Source organism: Nitrosomonas sp. Nm51 (assembly GCF_900111165.1).
Lineage (GTDB): Bacteria > Pseudomonadota > Gammaproteobacteria > Burkholderiales > Nitrosomonadaceae > Nitrosomonas.
Map to the genome: position 1 here is coordinate 124,056 of NZ_FOGH01000003.1, position 16,629 is coordinate 140,684.

Genomic DNA, 16,629 nt, shown 5'->3' on the forward strand with positions numbered 1-16,629 from the left:
GCTAAGATGAAAGGTGTCCGAGAGAGGGCGCACATTTTTTTGGTGATTTGATTGCGTACGCCAGCGCGGCCCGCCGAACTGATCCGGACCCCGGGCTGCTTCAAACGAAAAAAGGCGCGTTTATTATATGCATTAACACCGCTTTTCATGCCTGGCCCGAGTGACATTTCAGAGACTAAACATTGAATGGATGATGCGGAAACTTAAAAAAATAGCAATGGGGCAGCATGTCTGAAGACGCGCAACAGAAAAAAATCAGCTTTACCGCACGTATGCTGGGTACAGTTGAGCGTCTGGGCAACAAACTGCCCGATCCTGCAATTCTGTTTGTCGGGTTGCTGTTCATAGTCTGGGTGCTTTCGTGGCTGCTTTCGCATATAGCGTTCGACGTCATCGATCCGCGTACAGATGCGTCACTCGTTATCCATAATCTATTGTCTGGCACAGCAATAACCGAATTCATGTCGGTGATGGTAACGAATTTTTCACATTTTCATCCGGTAGGCGTGGTGCTTGTAGCGATGCTCGGAATTGGCGTTGCTGAACATACAGGTTTCATCAATTCCGCTTTGCGTGCTTTGCTGAATGTTACTCCCGAACGGTTATTGACACCGGTGGTCATTTGCGCCGGTATCATCAGCCATTCCGCTGTTGACGCCGGATACGTGCTGGTCATACCGTTGGGCGGTGTCATTTTTTATGCTGCCGGAAGGCATCCTCTGGCTGGTATAGCCGCTGCTTTTGCAGGTGTTTCGGGCGGTTTCTCTGCAAACTTTGTACCCTCATCGCTTGATCCATTACTGCAGGGTCTGTCGCAGGCCGGTGCTCAGATTCTCGATCCCGATATCGTGCTCAATCCGCTTAACAATTATTTCTTTACGGCGGCTTCATCCATTTTAATTATCGGATTTGGCTGGTTCGTGACAGAAAAAATCGTTGAACCGCGGCTGCGGCATACCGCGTTCAATAACAATACCGGAGATTTGCCTGCCATGCACGCGCTGGAACCTAACGAGCAAAAAGGGTTGCGTGCGGCGGGCCTTGTTTTTCTGCTCGGCGTCGTCGTTATGATTACAACGGCCTGGCCGTCTGAATCACCATGGCGGGATACAACAGGTGATCTCACTTCTGGCGAGGCACCAATCATGCGCTCGATTGTTTCATTGATTTTCCTGATGTTCATATTGCCGGGATGTGTATACGGTATTGTGGCTGGAACCGTGAAAAGCGCGAAAGACATTATAGATGGCATGACAAAAGCCATGCACCAGATGGCTTATTACCTCGTCATCATGTTTTTTATCGCCCAATTTGTCTATGCGTTCGGTCAGTCCAATCTTGGTGTTCTGCTTGCCCTGCAGGGGGCGGCTTTATTAAAGGCCTTGGCGCTGCCGTCGACTATTACGGTGATCGGGGTTGTTTTTATCACGGCATTCATCAATCTGTTTGTCGGTTCGGCCAGCGCAAAATGGGGGTTGCTCGCATCGATTTTTGTGCCCATGCTGATGCAGCTCGGCATTTCACCCGATCTGACGCAGGCCGCATACCGCATCGGTGATTCAAGCACCAATATCATTACACCATTGCTGCCATATTTCCCGCTTGTGGTTGTGTATTGCCAGCGTTACGTGAAGCATGCCGGAATCGGCACAGTTACAGCGATGATGTTGCCTTATTCGATAACTTTTCTCATTATCTGGACGTTATTTCTACTGCTGTTTATGTTCCTGGATCTGCCGCTTGGCATTCAATCGCGTTATGGCTATCCGTAATTGTACTGTTCAATCCGTTTGTTGACTGCGTGCATTTTTTTAGCTGTGCAGATCCGGCAATTTGCCCAATTTTCAAGAGGAAAAGGCCCGCGTTACCAGAGAGACTAAATGCGGTTTTTGATCTTCCGGATCCGCTCAAAAAAACTATTGTTCTACAAATTGACGCATAGCCTGTAACGCACCCGTCAGGTGTTCAGTAGCAATCAGCGTATGGCCTTCTTTCGCATGATTGATGGTCTCGACCAGCTGCTGGATGCTTTCGGTGATGTGTACTCTGCCTTCCGTATTGTTCTGTTCAATCGCAGCGATTTCGGCTTTTTTAACATATTCAAGGCTTTCTTTAGCGTGTTCAAGAATATGGTCAGCGTGTGCTTTATGTGATTTTGCGGTTTTTGCGTGCTCGATAGCTTCCAGCATTAATGATTTTCCACCATCGAACTCGGTGTCCAGAAAGTCCGATGCATTAATTGGGTAACTTAAAAACAGTGTAAATATTCCTGCAACCAGACATGCTGACAGATTTTTCATGATACAAGTCCTCATCATTTAAGATTCCTATGGATGTGCTGCATTTGTTTTGCTTATGCTGCATATTTTGTCATAATGGCATCCTGTTTTGAAGGCGCCGGCTGGCACAAGTTCCGCGTATTTTTCCAGCATTATGGCAGAATTCCTGATTTGGTGGTGACTTGAAATGAGGCAGTTACTGTTGATTTATATCCATGCCGGCCCAGATATACAACACATAATGTCGTCACGCAGTCAAATCCGGAGAAACCGTTAAAAAGAGGGCTTTATATGAATATTTTAATTACAGGCGGAACCGGCTTTATTGGCCAGTCATTGTGTCCGGCATTGCTTTCTGAAGGACACACAATTTCGGTTTACAGCCGTTATCCCAACAAAGTTGCGTCTATTTTTGGTAATCGGATAGAGCAAGTCGGCTCATTACGAAATCTGACAGAAGACGATCACTTCGATGCTATCGTTAACTTTGCCGGCGCGCCGATTTTTGCGGGCAGGTGGTCTGAAGAGCGCAAGCAGGTGCTTCTGAACAGTCGTTTAAATACAACACGCCTGCTGATTGATTTCATAGCAAAAGCGAAAACGAAACCGGCTGTTTTGTTAAGTGGCTCGGCAATCGGTTTTTACGGTGATCAGGGTGACACATTACTTGATGAGTCTTCTCCCGGTCTTGACGATTTTGGCCATCAATTATGCGCAGCCTGGGAACATGAGGCGGTGGCGGCAAAAGAATATGGCGTCCGGGTCTGTTTGCTTCGTACCGGATTGGTTATTGGCAAACACGGCGGTTTTCTTGAACTCATGATCCAGCCATTCAAATTTGGCCTCGGCGGCAGGCTGGGTTCAGGCAACCAGTGGATGCCCTGGATTCACATTGATGATTATGTTGCCATGTGTCAGACTCTGCTCAATAATAATGCGCTTGAAGGCGTTTTTAATTTGACTGCACCTAACCCCGCGACCAATCGTGATTTTACGCAGGCACTGGCAGCACAGTTAAAAAGGCCCGCATTGCTGCCCATGCCCGGTTGGGCTTTAAAATTTATGCTTGGTGAAAGGGCCGGGTTGTTACTGGGCAGCCAGCGAGTCATGCCCAAACGTTTACAAGACGCTGGATTTCAATTCAAATATCCGATGCTGGATGCAGCACTGGCAGATGTGCTTTAAACCGTTTTCAACGGCCTGTCGATGGCATTGAATACCAATCCGTGGCGCCGCAACACCCCTGGTTGTTGATTATGCAGATAAGCTGTTTAAATTGAGTAACTGGGAAAGCAAGCGTGTATCAAGATACTGATCGATACTGTCGGCCAGGCGGTTTATCGCGGCATCGCAAATAGCCGGATAATTCGGGGTTTCACTGCAGCTATTGAGTCCGGCCCATGTCAATAGTGCTGAACAGGCATCTGTAGACTCAAACAAACCATGCAGATAGCCGCCTATAATCAGGCCGTCTTCACTCATTGCGCCATCTGTCTCATGGTGCAAATAAACCATGGGCTTGTATTGCTTGTTGAAAACGGATACGCCGTTGTGCATCTCATAACCGGTGATGGCAGCGCCTGAAGATGCGAGTGTGCCGTGAACAGTGCGCAGTAATTTTTCCGGTTGCAGGGTCGTTTGCATATCGAAAAAAGCCAGCCCCTGGCTGCTGCCGGGCTCGCCTTCCAGCCCGGCGGGATCATGAATCAGTTTGCCCAGCATTTGAAATCCGCCGCAGACGCCCATCAGCTTGCCGCCATAACGCAAATGCCTGTGGACAGCCAGTTCCCATCCTTGTTTGCGCAACCAGTCCAGATCTGCGCGCACACTTTTCGAACCCGGAAGGATTATCAAATCAGCCGGTGGAATTGTTTCACCTGGCCCGACAAACTGCAGGTTTACCTGCGGATGCAAGCGCAATGGATCAAAGTCGGTGTGGTTGCTGATACGCGGCAATGCCGGAATTATGACTTGTAAATATTCATGTTCGACCGGTGTTATAAAACCGGAGGTATGCGGCAGCGCATCTTCGGCTTCAAGATGCAATCCCTGTAAATAAGGCAGAACACCCAGCACCGGTTTGCCGGTATACTCTTCCAGCCAGTCCAAACCGGGTTTCAGCAGTGCAATATCGCCACGGAACCGGTTAATGATGAATCCTTTAATTCGCGCGTTCTCGGTTTCGCTGAGCAAAGCGAGTGTGCCAATCAGCTGTGCAAAAACCCCGCCACGATCGATATCGGCAATCAGAATAACCGGACAGTCGACTGTTTCGGCAAAACCCATATTGGCAATATCGTTTGCACGCAGATTGATTTCAGCGGGTGAGCCCGCGCCTTCGACAATTATTTTGTCATACCGGGCAGCCAGACGTGCATATGATTCAAGTACAGCATTCATCGCAACAGTTTTATATTGGTGAAAACCATACGCATGCATATTGGATACCGCATGACCATGAATGATGACTTGTGCGCTTTTGTCTGTATTCGGTTTCAACAGCACGGGGTTCATGTCAGTATGCGGCAAAATACCCGCCGCGCATGCTTGTACGGCTTGTGCACGTCCGATTTCTCCGCCGTCAATACTTACCACGCTGTTTAGCGCCATGTTCTGTGGTTTGAACGGCGCAATACGTACCCCCTGGCGTGAAAGCCACCGGCACAAAGCAGTCACCAGCATGCTTTTTCCGGCATCGGAGGTCGTGCCCTGAATCATGAGTGTTTGAGAACCTATCATCGTGGTATGCGGGTTGTTAAATCAAAGCTGAAATCAAATACGGATACGATAGTGTTTTGTTAGGGGCTGTCAACCCCCTCAGTTCAAACTACAAATCGATTCCTTTTTGTGCGGTTATTCCGCAGCGGAATGCATGTTTGACATCACGCATTTCCGTAACTGTATCTGCCGCATCGCACAGTCTGTCAGGCGCGCCACGCCCGGTAATCACGACATGCTGCATAAGTGGACGGCTTTGCAAATCGTTTAATACCTGGTCCATATCCAGCCAGCCGAATTTGAGCGGATACGTCAGCTCGTCAATCACAACCAGATCAAACCGGGTATCACACAGCATTTTCTGTACGATAGACCAGCCGTTACGCGCGGTTGCAGTATCGCGTTCCAGATTTTGCGTATCCCAGGTAAACCCTTCGCCGAGCACATGCCAGACTATCTGTTTCTGTTTGCGGAAAAATGCCTCTTCACCGGTATCTGAACGGCCTTTGATAAACTGTGCAACACCTACACGCATACCGTGTCCCAGGGCACGCGCAGTCATACCGAATGCCGAACTTGATTTGCCCTTGCCATTACCGGTCAACACCAGCAACAATCCTTTTTCCTGGTCGGCGCGCGCAATGGCTGCGTCTACAACCTGTTTCTTTTGTTGCATGCGCTGCCGGTAACGTGCTGCTTTGTCGGCAGTGTTGGAATTTGTCATATTTGTCCAGCAGCATGTTTTTCTGTATTGAATCGTCGTGATATCAAAACAAAAATAATATGCAAGGTCATGGCTATGCCAGCATAGATAGCGAACGATTGGATATACATTGGAAAATAGGTAAAGGATCGCGCGATGAATTCAACCCATGCGGTGTCATCAAAACGGCCGGAAAAAAAATAAAAGCCGCCGCTGGAAAATAACTCGCATAATGTCAAACCCACGATCGCACACGATGTCAGTGGTATCAGTGTCTGCCATGTAAACCGATATTGACCGGCATACCAGCGACCTGCAAGCCATAGGGATGCATAGGCCGGCAGCAGGAAGCCATACGCTGGCGTCAAACAGTATCCGCTTGCGCCGCCCCAGGCATATGCGGCAAAATCAACCCACCAGCTTAACGCAAGAAATCCCAGCAAGGGCCACGTTGTTCTTAAATAAACACCGGCCAGAAAAAATATTGCCCACGAGGCGCCCGGCAGACTGTACACAGAGGAAAAGTGATAATCGCGCGTGGTAACCATCAGTACTACCAGTACCGATGCAATCATAAACTGAAGACGTCCTGATAACGGTAATGAAGTTGAGAGTGAGACCATTTTTTACTTACTCCTTGTTTTTAAGGTTGGTATCGCAACATTGCGAAGAAATTGCGTCCCGGTTGGTTGAAAAATGCGGCTGTTTCGTAATGCGCGTTAAACAGATTCTCGATACGGCCCTGTATGCGCCAGTTTTTGCCCAACTGGTATTCCGCGCGCAAGTCGAACTTGACGTAGCTATCCAGTTTACGTGTATTTCCCAGGTCGTCAAAACGTTCGCCTTCGGCCAGAAACATCGCTCCCAGCGTATATTTACCAAACTGGCGATCGGTATTAAGGCGAAAAGATTGCCGCGCGCGTCTAGGCAATACATTACCACGGTTTAAATCTGAAGAACGATTTTCCGGATCCAAAAAGGTCAGGTTGCCGTTAATCACCCAGCTTCTGATCTGTGTATTCAGAACGGCTTCCAGGCCTCTAATGCGCGCCTGATTGATATTATCAACTTCAAATGTATCGGCATCAAACGCAATCAGATCATTAATCCGGGTATCATAAACGTTCAGCGACCAACTGCCCCAGTCCATTTTTCCGCGCAACCCGAACTCCAGGCTGCGCGAATTTTCAGGATCCAGGTTGGGATTGCCTGAAATCGGGAAATACAGTTCATTAAATGTCGGTGCCTTGAACGCAGTGCCAAAGTTTGCCGTCAAGCGTATTGCTTTGGTAATCTTGTATCCGGTTCCTATCCCGCCGGTCAGTCGTGTTCCGAACTGCTCGTTCAGATCAACGCGGCCGGCAAGCTGGCCGTCAAATGATGCAATAGTTGCCTGATGTTGTGCAAAAACACCCCAATTATTGCGCGATGTAACGGTAAAAGCCTCCGTGCTGTCAACCTGGTCATTTTGATAATCCATGCCGATTGTCAGCAGCTGGTCTTTATGCACGGTAAAATCATTCAGAATTGAAATGGTATCGCGCACTGTATTAAACCGGGATGTCAGCTTGCGGCCGTTAAAACTGTCCAGGTAATCTTTGCTCCGGCCAGCTATCAGGTTTAGCTGCCAGAAATCCATTGGCGCATACTTGGCCGTTCCACCGAAAACCTGTTGCTGTAACTCGGATTTGTTCGGTGAAATGAACCCCGAAAAAGGATCGCTGGCGTCAAATTGAGTTTTACCAGCCGATTGCATAAAATTAACGCCGATTTCCACACCGTTTCTGAAGCGATAACCGGCATTGGCCGAACCGGCTACATTCCGGTAGCCATCCCGGTCGGGATCCGGACTGCTGGAAAAGCATCCCGCACTGGCCGATCCCGAACAGCTGTTAAAACCATCGGTGCCCCTGCCACTTGCCGTCAGATTAAACCAGCCCTGCTTGCTGTTACCGGACAAGCCCACGGAACCGTTCAGGGTACCGTAACTACCGCCGCCGAAGCTGAAAGTTGGTCTGAAACCGGTTTTGCCGTCTCCCTTGCGTGTAAAAATCTGTATAACCCCACCAATGGCCTCTGAACCGTACAGGCTCGAGCGCGGGCCGCGCACTATTTCAATGCGTTCGATTTGATCGATCGGAATATTTTCGAAGGGTGTTGTGCCCGATGTTGCATTGCCGACCTTAATACCGTCAATAAGCACAAGAATATGATCAGTTTCGGTGCCGCGCATCTGCATAAATGTACTTTTCCCGGGACCGCCGTTATTGACAATGTTAATGCCAGGCGCGCCCCGCAGCAGATCGTGGATTGAACGTGCCTGTTGGCGCTCAATATCTTCGCGGTCAATGATCGTCATGGATGCCAGAACCGCATCGGCTGTCTGTGCTGTTCGCGTTGCCGTCACTGTGACAGGCTCTCTTTGGTGTGCTGGCACATAATCAAATGTCCAGCCCGTTGCGCTGACAGCACTGCAAAGCCACAGCACTGCCGCCGGCAATATTCGTCTTCTCTGTTTTATCATTTTAATCCTTCGCGCCGCCCGCGCGCAATCCGTCTAAATTACGTGCGAAGGAATAAAAAATCAGTCCAGTCAGAGAAAAACCGGAAACCTGGATTTGAATACTGCCCTCCGCAATATATGTGTATTTACTTCAGGCCGGTCTCCGGACTTATGAGCGGAGATGACTCCAGATTTGCGCCTTCCCATGCAATAATCTTGTACAGTGGCATCATGCAAACCTTGAATAAAAACAGTATGATAAACTGTTTTCTTCACTCATTTACCGTTGCGGGGGCAGTGCTGGCTTTGTTCCGTTGATACCGGATCGCACCAGCTTCCCGTTTAATCTTTTAATGTTCAAAAGGCACCTAAGGTAAGGGTGCGAAGGCTACAGAAATGCATGTTTAAAGTCAAGACCGCTTTTTTCTATCTGCCGCTGTGCCCGCGCAATCTGCAATTTACTATCTGTAATCTCGTTTAGCTTGTTGTTTTTCCTCCTGATGATGAGATTTGATACAGTGTTTCATTGCAATCAGCAGCAACAATTCACAATTGTTAACACCCTCTGCTACTCTATCCATATGATACTGTCTGGTACAGTGTTACCGTGGTGTTATGCAACGACACAGTACGCAGCAAAGGATTGTTCCCTTTTCAAGTACTGTAACGCGGTTGCAGAACACCACGGTAACGCCCTGTGGGTGAGTTTGCCAGCGTCCATGGTCTGCGTTGCATCTTTTGACAATAGAACGGCTATTGCCTGCAAGGCAGGCGTTGCCATGTATACTGACAAGTTCACTGAACCCGGCAATATCATATGGATAGAACACTGGTTTATATATTTTTCGTAGGCGGAAAAGTATTTGGATAACGCCGGAAAATTAAATCCCATACCGCATGTCCGAGTCTGATACCACGCTGTTCAAATTTGGTTACAGGCCGATAATCCGGGCGGTCTGAATAATCGGCAGCTGTGTTGTACAGTAACGGTTCGTTGTTGAGTACGTCGAGCATATGGCAGGCATAATCTTCCCAGTCCGTAGCGAGATGAATATAGGCGTTGTACTTGAGATGCTTGCACAGACGGGCAATAAACGCCGGCTGAATCAGACGGCGTTTATGATGTTTCGCCTTCGGCCAGGGGTCAGGGAAAAAAATATGCGCGCCGTCAAGGCACATGGGTGGCAGCATATGCTGCATTACTTCAACGGCGTCATGTTGAATAATGCGCAGGTTGGAAAGTCCCCGTGTTTCGATCTGATTAAGCAGGCTGCCCACACCTGGCGTATGCACTTCGACAGCCAGATAATCCTGCTCAGGGTGAGAATGCGCGATATCTGCCGTTGTTTCCCCCATGCCAAAGCCGATTTCGAATATTCTGGGTGCCTGCCGGCCAAACACAGCTTCCAGATTGATTGGTTCATGCTTAAAAGGGATACCGTGTTTGGGTAGCAGTATTTCACAGGCGCGGCGCTGTGCGGTAGAAATTCTTCCCTGGCGCAAGACAAAACTGCGGATGGTGTGCGTCATGAGCGGCTGTTTCTGGTATTTGCATGTTACTGAGGTTGCGCGCTGGCAATCACGCCGTCAACCGGCGAACTCGGGCTGGCGGTATACATTTTTTTCGCCATGCGGCCGGCCAGATACGCCTCACGGCCGGCTTCGACGGCTTTGCGCATTGCCGACGCCATTAATACGGGATTTCTGGCAGCGGCAATGGCTGTGTTCATTAATACGCCGTCGCAGCCGAGTTCCAGCGCGATGGCTGCATCAGACGCCGTGCCGACACCGGCGTCAACCAGCACCGGCACTTTGGCGTTGTCGATAATGATCTGCAGATTCCAGGGATTCAGAATGCCCATGCCTGATCCGATTAATGAAGCCAGCGGCATAATGGCAACGCAACCGATTTCCTCCAGCTGTCTGGCGGCGATCGGATCGTCGGATGTATAAACCATTACATCAAAGCCTTCCTTGACCAGTATTTCTGCTGCTGTGATCGTTTCCACGATATTTGGATAAAGCGTTTTGGGGTCTCCTAGTACTTCCAGCTTGACCAGCGTGTGGCCGTCGAGCAGCTCACGGGCCAGACGCAAAGTGCGAACAGCGTCATCAACCGTATAACAGCCTGCAGTATTGGGTAACAGGGTATACTTCGACGGCGGGACGCTGTCCAGCAGATTTGGCTCATCGGCATGTTGGCCGATATTGGTGCGGCGGATCGCAACGGTGACAATTTCTGCGCCGCTGGCTTCAATGGCCGCACGGGTTTCTGTGAAATCCTTATATTTGCCTGTGCCGACCAGGAGTCTTGAGGTATAGGTTTTTCCGGCAATGATGAGATTATCCATGAAATACTGTAATGAGTCGGATCAAGGTTGAATGGTAAACCGGCTGTGCGTGCAAGGTGGAAGTCTGTTAACCCGCAGGCATGAAGGCATGCAAGCAGCCGACAGACGATCGGGCGGTGCTAGCCGCCGCCGACTGCAACGACAATTTCGAGGCGGTCTCCGTCAGCCAGGAATTGATCATTAAACTGACTGCGCGGCACGATTTCACCGTTTCGCTCGATGGCGATACGCTTATCCTGTAAATTGTTTTCATCAATAAATTGCGCAATGTTGATAGCTTGACTGAGCTGGCGGGTTTCGCCATTGATTGTGATGTGTATCATTAAGAATAAATTATCGAATCAATCGAAAAAACAAACTGAATTAACTTGCAGCGTACATTTTATCATGATGGTGAAAAACGATGGTAGTTCAGTATATGGTTCGCTGATTACCATTATTGATAGGAATATGCGCCCAAATACAACAGCCGCACATTGTTTACGACGCGATAAGGGTATTGTGCAATTCGGGATAAACCAAGTTAATCTCCCCGCTGAATCGTTTAGGTCCCGCGGGTTGGTAAATGCTGTAGCCGGACAGTTCTCTCGGTGGAATGTAGCCTGCTATTTTTTCGAGTTCTGCAAGACGGATACCCTGTCTGACCAGGTAAATCAAATAGGTCTGCCGCAGCGTGTCGGCGTTGATTTCATTATCGCCGTTATCTGATAAATCCGCGTCGGAAATTGCGCAGTTCAGTAATGCGGCAAGGTCTTCTTCGGACAGCGGTTCCCCCGAAGCGTGCATCAGGCCGCAGGCGGTGTTTGCTAAAAGCGCTTTTAATGCCGGATTCAGCAATAGCGATCTGGGTGACTTGCCATGGATCAGCAGCTTTTCATTTTCTAAATCAATATCTTCCTGTTTAATTGTTGCGATTTCTTCCATGGTTGCGCCGCTGAGCAGCAGCGCAATCAATAACTTTTCTTTGAAACCGGCGCTGTGCAGTAATAAGCTGATCTGCTGCGAGGGGATTTCCTGCGGAGGCGGACTATTTAAAACAGGGTTTTGCCGCGGCAGTTTATCAATTGACTGCCGCGGGAGTTCGAATGCATCCTGCTTGTTGATACGCCGGTCGTACAAATGGATGCCCGAAAGATTGACAACCGATTTCGGTTCGGTTTTACGCGTGAGGAATTCGGCGATCCAGACACAGAACAGGCCGAATAGAATCGATCCGATAACAGCGATGCCGGCATCACGCAGATAATTCGGCCGCACGGGCGCGCCGGGCAGAAAAGCGCGTTCAATCACATCGACATGCGGATACTTGCCTGCGTATTTTGTTTCAATCTGGACCAGTCGCTCCTGTGTCTCGCGATAAAGGGCTTCCAGCGTCTCGAGATCGCCTTTTAACGCTTCATGTTCTGTGAAACGGGCAGAAAAGGCGGTCGCTTTGGCCTTATGCGCATTGAGTTGCTGGCGTATTTCATCGGCAGATTGCTTGGCTGCGGCATATTCCTGCTCCGCATCGGATTGAACAACCGTTTGGCCGTGCCAGCGCATGCGTTTGATTTCTGCTTCTAGGTCGCGGAGTTGTTCTGGAATGACCTTGAGTGCGGGTGATAAATTCAGATATTCCTGGGTATAGCGCAGATTCAGTTCCGCCAGTTCCTGACGCAGTTCCTGCGCCCGGTCTTCAAGCAGGCTCAGTGTGCGTGTATCTTCCTGTGGCACTACGGCCTGTCCGCGCTCAATTGCCGCATTGACTGCATCCAGTTTTGCCTTGGCTTTAACTTCCTCTTCCATGGCATCATTAAGTGATTCGTTCAGGCCCACCAGCCGTGCTGATGCTTCGTTTTCTTCGCGCTCAATGGAAGCGATATCGTGTTTCTGCCTAAACTGGTCAAGTCCGGCGCGTTTTAGTTGAATTTTTTCCGCTAATCCGTCGAGTTCCTCCTGAATAATCAGCGTAGTGTCACCCAACAACCGGGAAACTTCGGCCGCTCTGGCGTCCAGATACACATCAATCCAGGTATTGATCAGTGCCGGCAGAACTTCCGGCCTGGAACCTTCGGCAACCATTTCAACCAGATTGGTTTCGACAACCGGCCTGACATCAAGCATTTGACGGATTTCGTTGGCATTCAAGTCGATCTGGGCCGTCGTATCGTTCGCTGTTTTTAACCGTCTCGACGTTTCCGCCAGCAGTTCCGATCCCAGCAGAATTTGTTTTTGAATGGCGACATGCTGAATATCGGCATCTCCACTTGGCAAATCAATCGCGGTTTTAGCGACAGTTAACAGGGTCGCGTAGCTCAGGTATATTGCAGGGCGGGAATAAACATAACCTAACGTTAATGCCACGCTGACCAGGAAAGCGGCGGCAAAAATGATTAATCTGCGGGATTTAAACCATGGTTTGAGGTCATGCTGCGAAGGATGCCAGTCATCGCTGGCATCATTGAGAGATAAAACTGTTTCCGGAGGTAAGCGGTTAGACATGATCTACGAAATGATGCGCTTTTTCTGGATTGTTACATTTTAACAAGTTCAAAATGGATAAAAACGGATGCAGCTATATATAAAATCAAAATTTGCAATCTGCAGCATGATTTTTTCCAGTCGTAAATAAGAACCTGAAATTTAATCCGAGCAAATACGATCCAGGCAACACTCTCCATTGAGTTATTATGACTTGTATCAAGGAGTATAACAGACTACACTTATTAGCAGTGAAGCGCATCGTAATTGCTTTGAACTATCATAATAAGGTTTTATGCATGGAAGCGAAACTTTTAAAAAAACAACGCCCCAAGCATCTCAATTTGTTCAAAATCAGTCAACCGTTACCGGCCATCGTTTCGATCATGCATCGTATCAGTGGTGTACTGCTTTTTTTCCCGGGCATACCGTTGTTGCTCTATGGCCTGCAGATGCTGCTCGAGTCAGCAGATAGTTTTCAAGCGTTACTTACGCTTATGCAGAACCCGGTCGTAAAAGGCTTGGTTCTACTGTTTGTCTGGTTTAGTCTGCATCATTTGTGTGCTGGCATCCGCTTTCTTGTGCTGGATTTACATTATGGAGTCGCGCTTGCTCATGCGCGAGCAAGCAGCAAATGGGTGCTGGTTGTGAGTGTTGCACTGACGCTAGCTGCAGGAATTGTCTTATGGTAAAACAGAATGGACGTATTGTTACAGGTGCGCACTATGGCCTGAAAGACTGGCTGGCACAACGCGTGACAGCGGTGTTGATGGTTGCCTATATCGTATTGTTTGCAGTCATTGTCTGGATTTCAGCGCCGCAGAATCAGGTGGAGTGGGCGGCAATTTTCAGTTATCCAGGAATGCGCGTTGCATCGTTTCTGTTTTTAGCATCGTTGATGTGGCATGCCTGGGTGGGTGTTCGCAATGTGTTGATGGACTATATCAAGTCTGCAGCCATTCGGCTGACATTGCAGATTCTGGTGATTGTTTCCCTGCTGGCTTACCTGGTGTGGACTGCCGAAATTTTATGGAGTTGATGTGCCGGTTGTGACAAGAAAATTTGACGTTGTAATCGTTGGCGCTGGGGGTGCCGGCATGCGTGCCGCGCTGCAATTATCCGAGGCCGGACTTAAGGTTGCGGTGTTGTCCAAGGTTTTTCCGACCCGGTCGCATACTGTTTCGGCGCAGGGAGGAATTGCTGCTGCGCTGGGCAATGTAACAGAGGATAACTGGCACTGGCATATGTACGATACCGTCAAAGGTTCTGACTATCTTGGCGATCAGGACGCCATCGAATTTATGTGCCGTCAGGCCAGTGAAGTAGTGTACGAACTGGAGCATTATGGCATGCCGTTTGACCGGCTGGATAACGGTAAAATTTATCAGCGCCCGTTCGGCGGGCAGTCCCTGCATTTTGGCGGTGCGCAGGCAACGCGTTCCTGCGCGGCTGCAGATCGAACCGGTCATGCGCTGTTGCATACGCTGTATCAGCGCAACGTCAGTGCGAATACTCAGTTTTTTGTCGAATGGATGTGTCTGGATCTGATCCGTGACCAGATCGGTGATGTGCTGGGTGTTGTGGCGATGGAAATGGAAACCGGCGACGTGATGGCTTTGCAGGCAAAAGCTACATTGTTTGCAACTGGCGGCGGTGGACGTATTTTTCAAGCGAATACCAATGCGCTGACCAACACTGGCGATGGCCTCGGTATTGCGGCGCGCGCAGGCATTCCGCTTGAGGATATGGAATTCTGGCAGTTTCACCCGACCGGCATTCACGGTGTTGGCGTATTGATTAGCGAAGCGGTGAGGGGCGAAGGCGGTTACCTGATTAATCAAGGCGGCGAACGTTTTATGGAACGTTACGCGCCCAACGCCAAGGATCTGGCCAGCCGCGACGTGGTCGCGCGTTCAATGACGATTGAAATCAAGGAGGGGCGCGGTTGCGGCGAAGAAAAAGACCATCTGCTGCTAAAGCTGGATCACCTGGGTGCAGATATCATCAAATCAAGATTGCCCGGCATCCGTGAACTCGCGATGAAATTTGCGCATGTTGATCCGATTCATGATTCCATTCCCGTGGTGCCGACGGCGCACTATATGATGGGCGGCATTCCGACCAATTTTTTTGGACAGGTTGTGGCGCCGTACAAGACCGGGCCTGAAGAAATCGTTACCGGCTTTTATGCGGTGGGTGAATGTGCTTGCGTCTCGGTACATGGCGCTAATCGACTAGGGACGAATTCTCTGTTGGATATTGTCGTTTTTGGCCGCGCCGCGGCCAATCAGATAATTGAAGATCTGAAAATAAACGCGCACCACAAACCACTGCCCTCCGACGCCGCCGAAAAGACGATGGCCAGGCTTGAACGGCTGGAAAACCAGACGGATGGTGAAAGTGTTGCACAAGTGACCGATGCGCTATGCAAGACAATGCAAACCTATTGCGGCGTGTTTCGTTTCGAGGATACGCTGATGCAAGGTGTAGAGAAAATAAAAGAAGTGGCGAGCCGTGTAGAACGCACCGAAATCAAGGATAAAAGCAAGACCTTCAATACTGCCCGGATCGAAGCATTGGAACTCGATAATATGAAAGAAATTGCGATGGCAACGATGGTTTCCGCCGAGGCGCGGCGTGAAAGCCGCGGCGCGCATGCACGCGATGATTTTCCCGAGCGCGATGATGGCAACTGGCTAAGACACACGCTGTTTTTTAGCGAAAACAACCGTCTGGATTACAAGCCTGTCCGTCTTAAACCATTGACAGTGGATTCATTTCCTCCCAAAAAAAGAACCTATTAACGTCCCCTGATTTATATTGTTGTCTATCTATTCTGTCCTGATCCTGTCGGGTCTGGAAATTAACTCTTAATAGCCCTCTATCTAAAGATCACGATGAAAAAAAGTAATCTCGTTATACTATCGATTTTTATAACCGTTTGCTTATTTTTTTCTGCCCAGGTGGCAGCAGAGCAACGCTACGTCACCGACCGTTTTGAAATCATGCTGCGCAGCGGTCCGAGCAGCAAACACGCAATTCAACGCATGATAAAAAGCGGTACCGCGCTTGAATTGCTGGAACAGGACGCAGAAAACGGGTATTCACGTGTCAGGACGCATGGCGGTACCGAGGGCTGGGTGTTGAGCCGCTATTTGATGCGCGAGCCGGCGGCAAGAGTCCAGCTGGAGCATCTGGTCAAACACGTAACCGACGACGATCCTCAAAACAGCAGCATACGAAACCAGGCGAACCTGATTAAAGCTGAGTACGAAAAGATTAATAAACACATCACGCAACTTGAACAGGAAAAAAAACAACTGGAGTTGCAGCTGGATGACATCAAAAGCACAGCCGCAAATGTGCTGGCGATAGATGCGGAGAATCAGCAATTGCATCAGAAATTTGTCGAAACGAAATCGCAACTTGAAGTACTGCAGGCAGACTACAGCGCACTTAGCAACAGTAATGAAAAAGACTGGTTTATCACTGGGGCGCTGGTTCTGCTGGGCGGTTTGTTGCTGGGCATGATCATACCTAAAATCAGCTGGGGCAGGCGGTCCCGTTATGGCGGTTTTTGATTATCAGTCGAAAGTCCGCATAGTGTTTTTCAAC

At 49.3% G+C, this 16,629-nt stretch carries 15 protein-coding genes and 1 riboswitch; of the genes, 6 read left to right on the plus strand and 9 right to left on the minus strand.

Annotated features, from left to right (window positions below):
- The first annotated feature begins 227 nt into the window (after positions 1 to 227).
- Positions 228 to 1,772 carry an AbgT family transporter gene (locus BMY60_RS02490; RefSeq protein WP_090330942.1) on the plus strand — a complete coding sequence of 515 codons (1,545 nt, stop codon included), beginning with the start codon at positions 228 to 230 and terminating at the stop codon, positions 1,770 to 1,772.
- A 144-nt stretch (positions 1,773 to 1,916) separates the two neighbouring features.
- On the opposite strand, the gene smbP is transcribed toward BMY60_RS02490, so the two are convergent.
- Positions 1,917 to 2,300 (minus strand): small metal-binding protein SmbP, encoded by a 384-nt coding sequence (gene smbP, locus BMY60_RS02495; protein ID WP_177166548.1) that lies wholly within the window; start codon positions 2,298 to 2,300, stop codon positions 1,917 to 1,919.
- Positions 2,301 to 2,570: 270 nt separating this feature from the next.
- Here smbP and BMY60_RS02500 point away from each other — a divergent pair, with 270 nt between their 5' ends.
- Positions 2,571 to 3,464 carry a TIGR01777 family oxidoreductase gene (locus BMY60_RS02500; protein WP_090330945.1) on the plus strand — a complete coding sequence of 298 codons (894 nt, stop codon included), beginning with the start codon at positions 2,571 to 2,573 and terminating at the stop codon, positions 3,462 to 3,464.
- Between the two features lie 69 nt (positions 3,465 to 3,533).
- Here the strand turns inward: BMY60_RS02500 and BMY60_RS02505 are convergent, their stop codons facing one another.
- The 8 genes from BMY60_RS02505 to BMY60_RS02540 all read right to left on the minus strand — a co-directional run bounded on the left by BMY60_RS02505 (position 3,534) and on the right by BMY60_RS02540 (position 13,035).
- On the minus strand, positions 3,534 to 5,018 hold the full coding sequence (locus tag BMY60_RS02505) for a cobyric acid synthase (RefSeq protein WP_256250639.1): 1,485 nt from the start codon (positions 5,016 to 5,018) through the stop codon (positions 3,534 to 3,536).
- An 88-nt stretch (positions 5,019 to 5,106) separates the two neighbouring features.
- Positions 5,107 to 5,721, minus strand: coding sequence for a cob(I)yrinic acid a,c-diamide adenosyltransferase (cobO, locus tag BMY60_RS02510; protein WP_090330949.1), 615 nt, complete (start codon positions 5,719 to 5,721; stop codon positions 5,107 to 5,109).
- Entirely contained in the window at positions 5,718 to 6,323 is a 606-nt protein-coding gene (locus tag BMY60_RS02515) for a hypothetical protein (RefSeq protein ID WP_177166549.1), read from the minus strand. Before BMY60_RS02515 ends, cobO begins: the two co-directional genes overlap by 4 nt.
- Positions 6,324 to 6,343: 20 nt before the next feature.
- Positions 6,344 to 8,224 (minus strand): TonB-dependent vitamin B12 receptor, encoded by a 1,881-nt coding sequence (gene btuB / locus BMY60_RS02520; RefSeq protein WP_090330952.1) that lies wholly within the window; start codon positions 8,222 to 8,224, stop codon positions 6,344 to 6,346.
- Between the two features lie 115 nt (positions 8,225 to 8,339).
- A riboswitch (cobalamin riboswitch) is annotated at positions 8,340 to 8,590 on the minus strand.
- A gap of 447 nt (positions 8,591 to 9,037) precedes the next feature.
- Positions 9,038 to 9,733: a tRNA (guanosine(46)-N7)-methyltransferase TrmB gene (trmB, locus tag BMY60_RS02525; RefSeq protein ID WP_090330953.1), complete on the minus strand. Its 696-nt coding sequence runs from the start codon at positions 9,731 to 9,733 to the stop codon at positions 9,038 to 9,040.
- 26 nt (positions 9,734 to 9,759) lie between these two features.
- Positions 9,760 to 10,554 carry a thiazole synthase gene (locus BMY60_RS02530; protein ID WP_090330955.1) on the minus strand — a complete coding sequence of 265 codons (795 nt, stop codon included), beginning with the start codon at positions 10,552 to 10,554 and terminating at the stop codon, positions 9,760 to 9,762.
- Positions 10,555 to 10,673: 119 nt separating this feature from the next.
- On the minus strand, positions 10,674 to 10,877 hold the full coding sequence (gene thiS / locus BMY60_RS02535) for a sulfur carrier protein ThiS (protein ID WP_090330956.1): 204 nt from the start codon (positions 10,875 to 10,877) through the stop codon (positions 10,674 to 10,676).
- Between the two features lie 157 nt (positions 10,878 to 11,034).
- The gene (locus BMY60_RS02540; RefSeq protein WP_090330958.1) at positions 11,035 to 13,035 is read right to left on the minus strand and encodes a GumC family protein; all 2,001 of its coding nucleotides are present in this window, start codon (positions 13,033 to 13,035) and stop codon (positions 11,035 to 11,037) included.
- A gap of 278 nt (positions 13,036 to 13,313) precedes the next feature.
- Here BMY60_RS02540 and sdhC point away from each other — a divergent pair, with 278 nt between their 5' ends.
- From sdhC to BMY60_RS02560, 4 genes are all read left to right on the plus strand, one after another.
- Positions 13,314 to 13,706, plus strand: coding sequence for a succinate dehydrogenase, cytochrome b556 subunit (gene sdhC / locus BMY60_RS02545; protein WP_090331009.1), 393 nt, complete (start codon positions 13,314 to 13,316; stop codon positions 13,704 to 13,706).
- Positions 13,700 to 14,053 (plus strand): succinate dehydrogenase, hydrophobic membrane anchor protein, encoded by a 354-nt coding sequence (gene sdhD / locus BMY60_RS02550; RefSeq protein ID WP_090330960.1) that lies wholly within the window; start codon positions 13,700 to 13,702, stop codon positions 14,051 to 14,053. The genes sdhC and sdhD overlap by 7 nt, the downstream gene beginning before the upstream one ends.
- A 1-nt stretch (position 14,054) precedes the next feature.
- Positions 14,055 to 15,818 (plus strand): succinate dehydrogenase flavoprotein subunit, encoded by a 1,764-nt coding sequence (sdhA, locus tag BMY60_RS02555; RefSeq protein ID WP_090330961.1) that lies wholly within the window; start codon positions 14,055 to 14,057, stop codon positions 15,816 to 15,818.
- Positions 15,819 to 15,911: 93 nt separating this feature from the next.
- Complete coding sequence (locus BMY60_RS02560) at positions 15,912 to 16,595, plus strand: TIGR04211 family SH3 domain-containing protein (RefSeq protein WP_090330963.1); 684 nt, start codon at positions 15,912 to 15,914, stop codon at positions 16,593 to 16,595.
- The last annotated feature ends 34 nt before the right edge of the window (positions 16,596 to 16,629 follow it).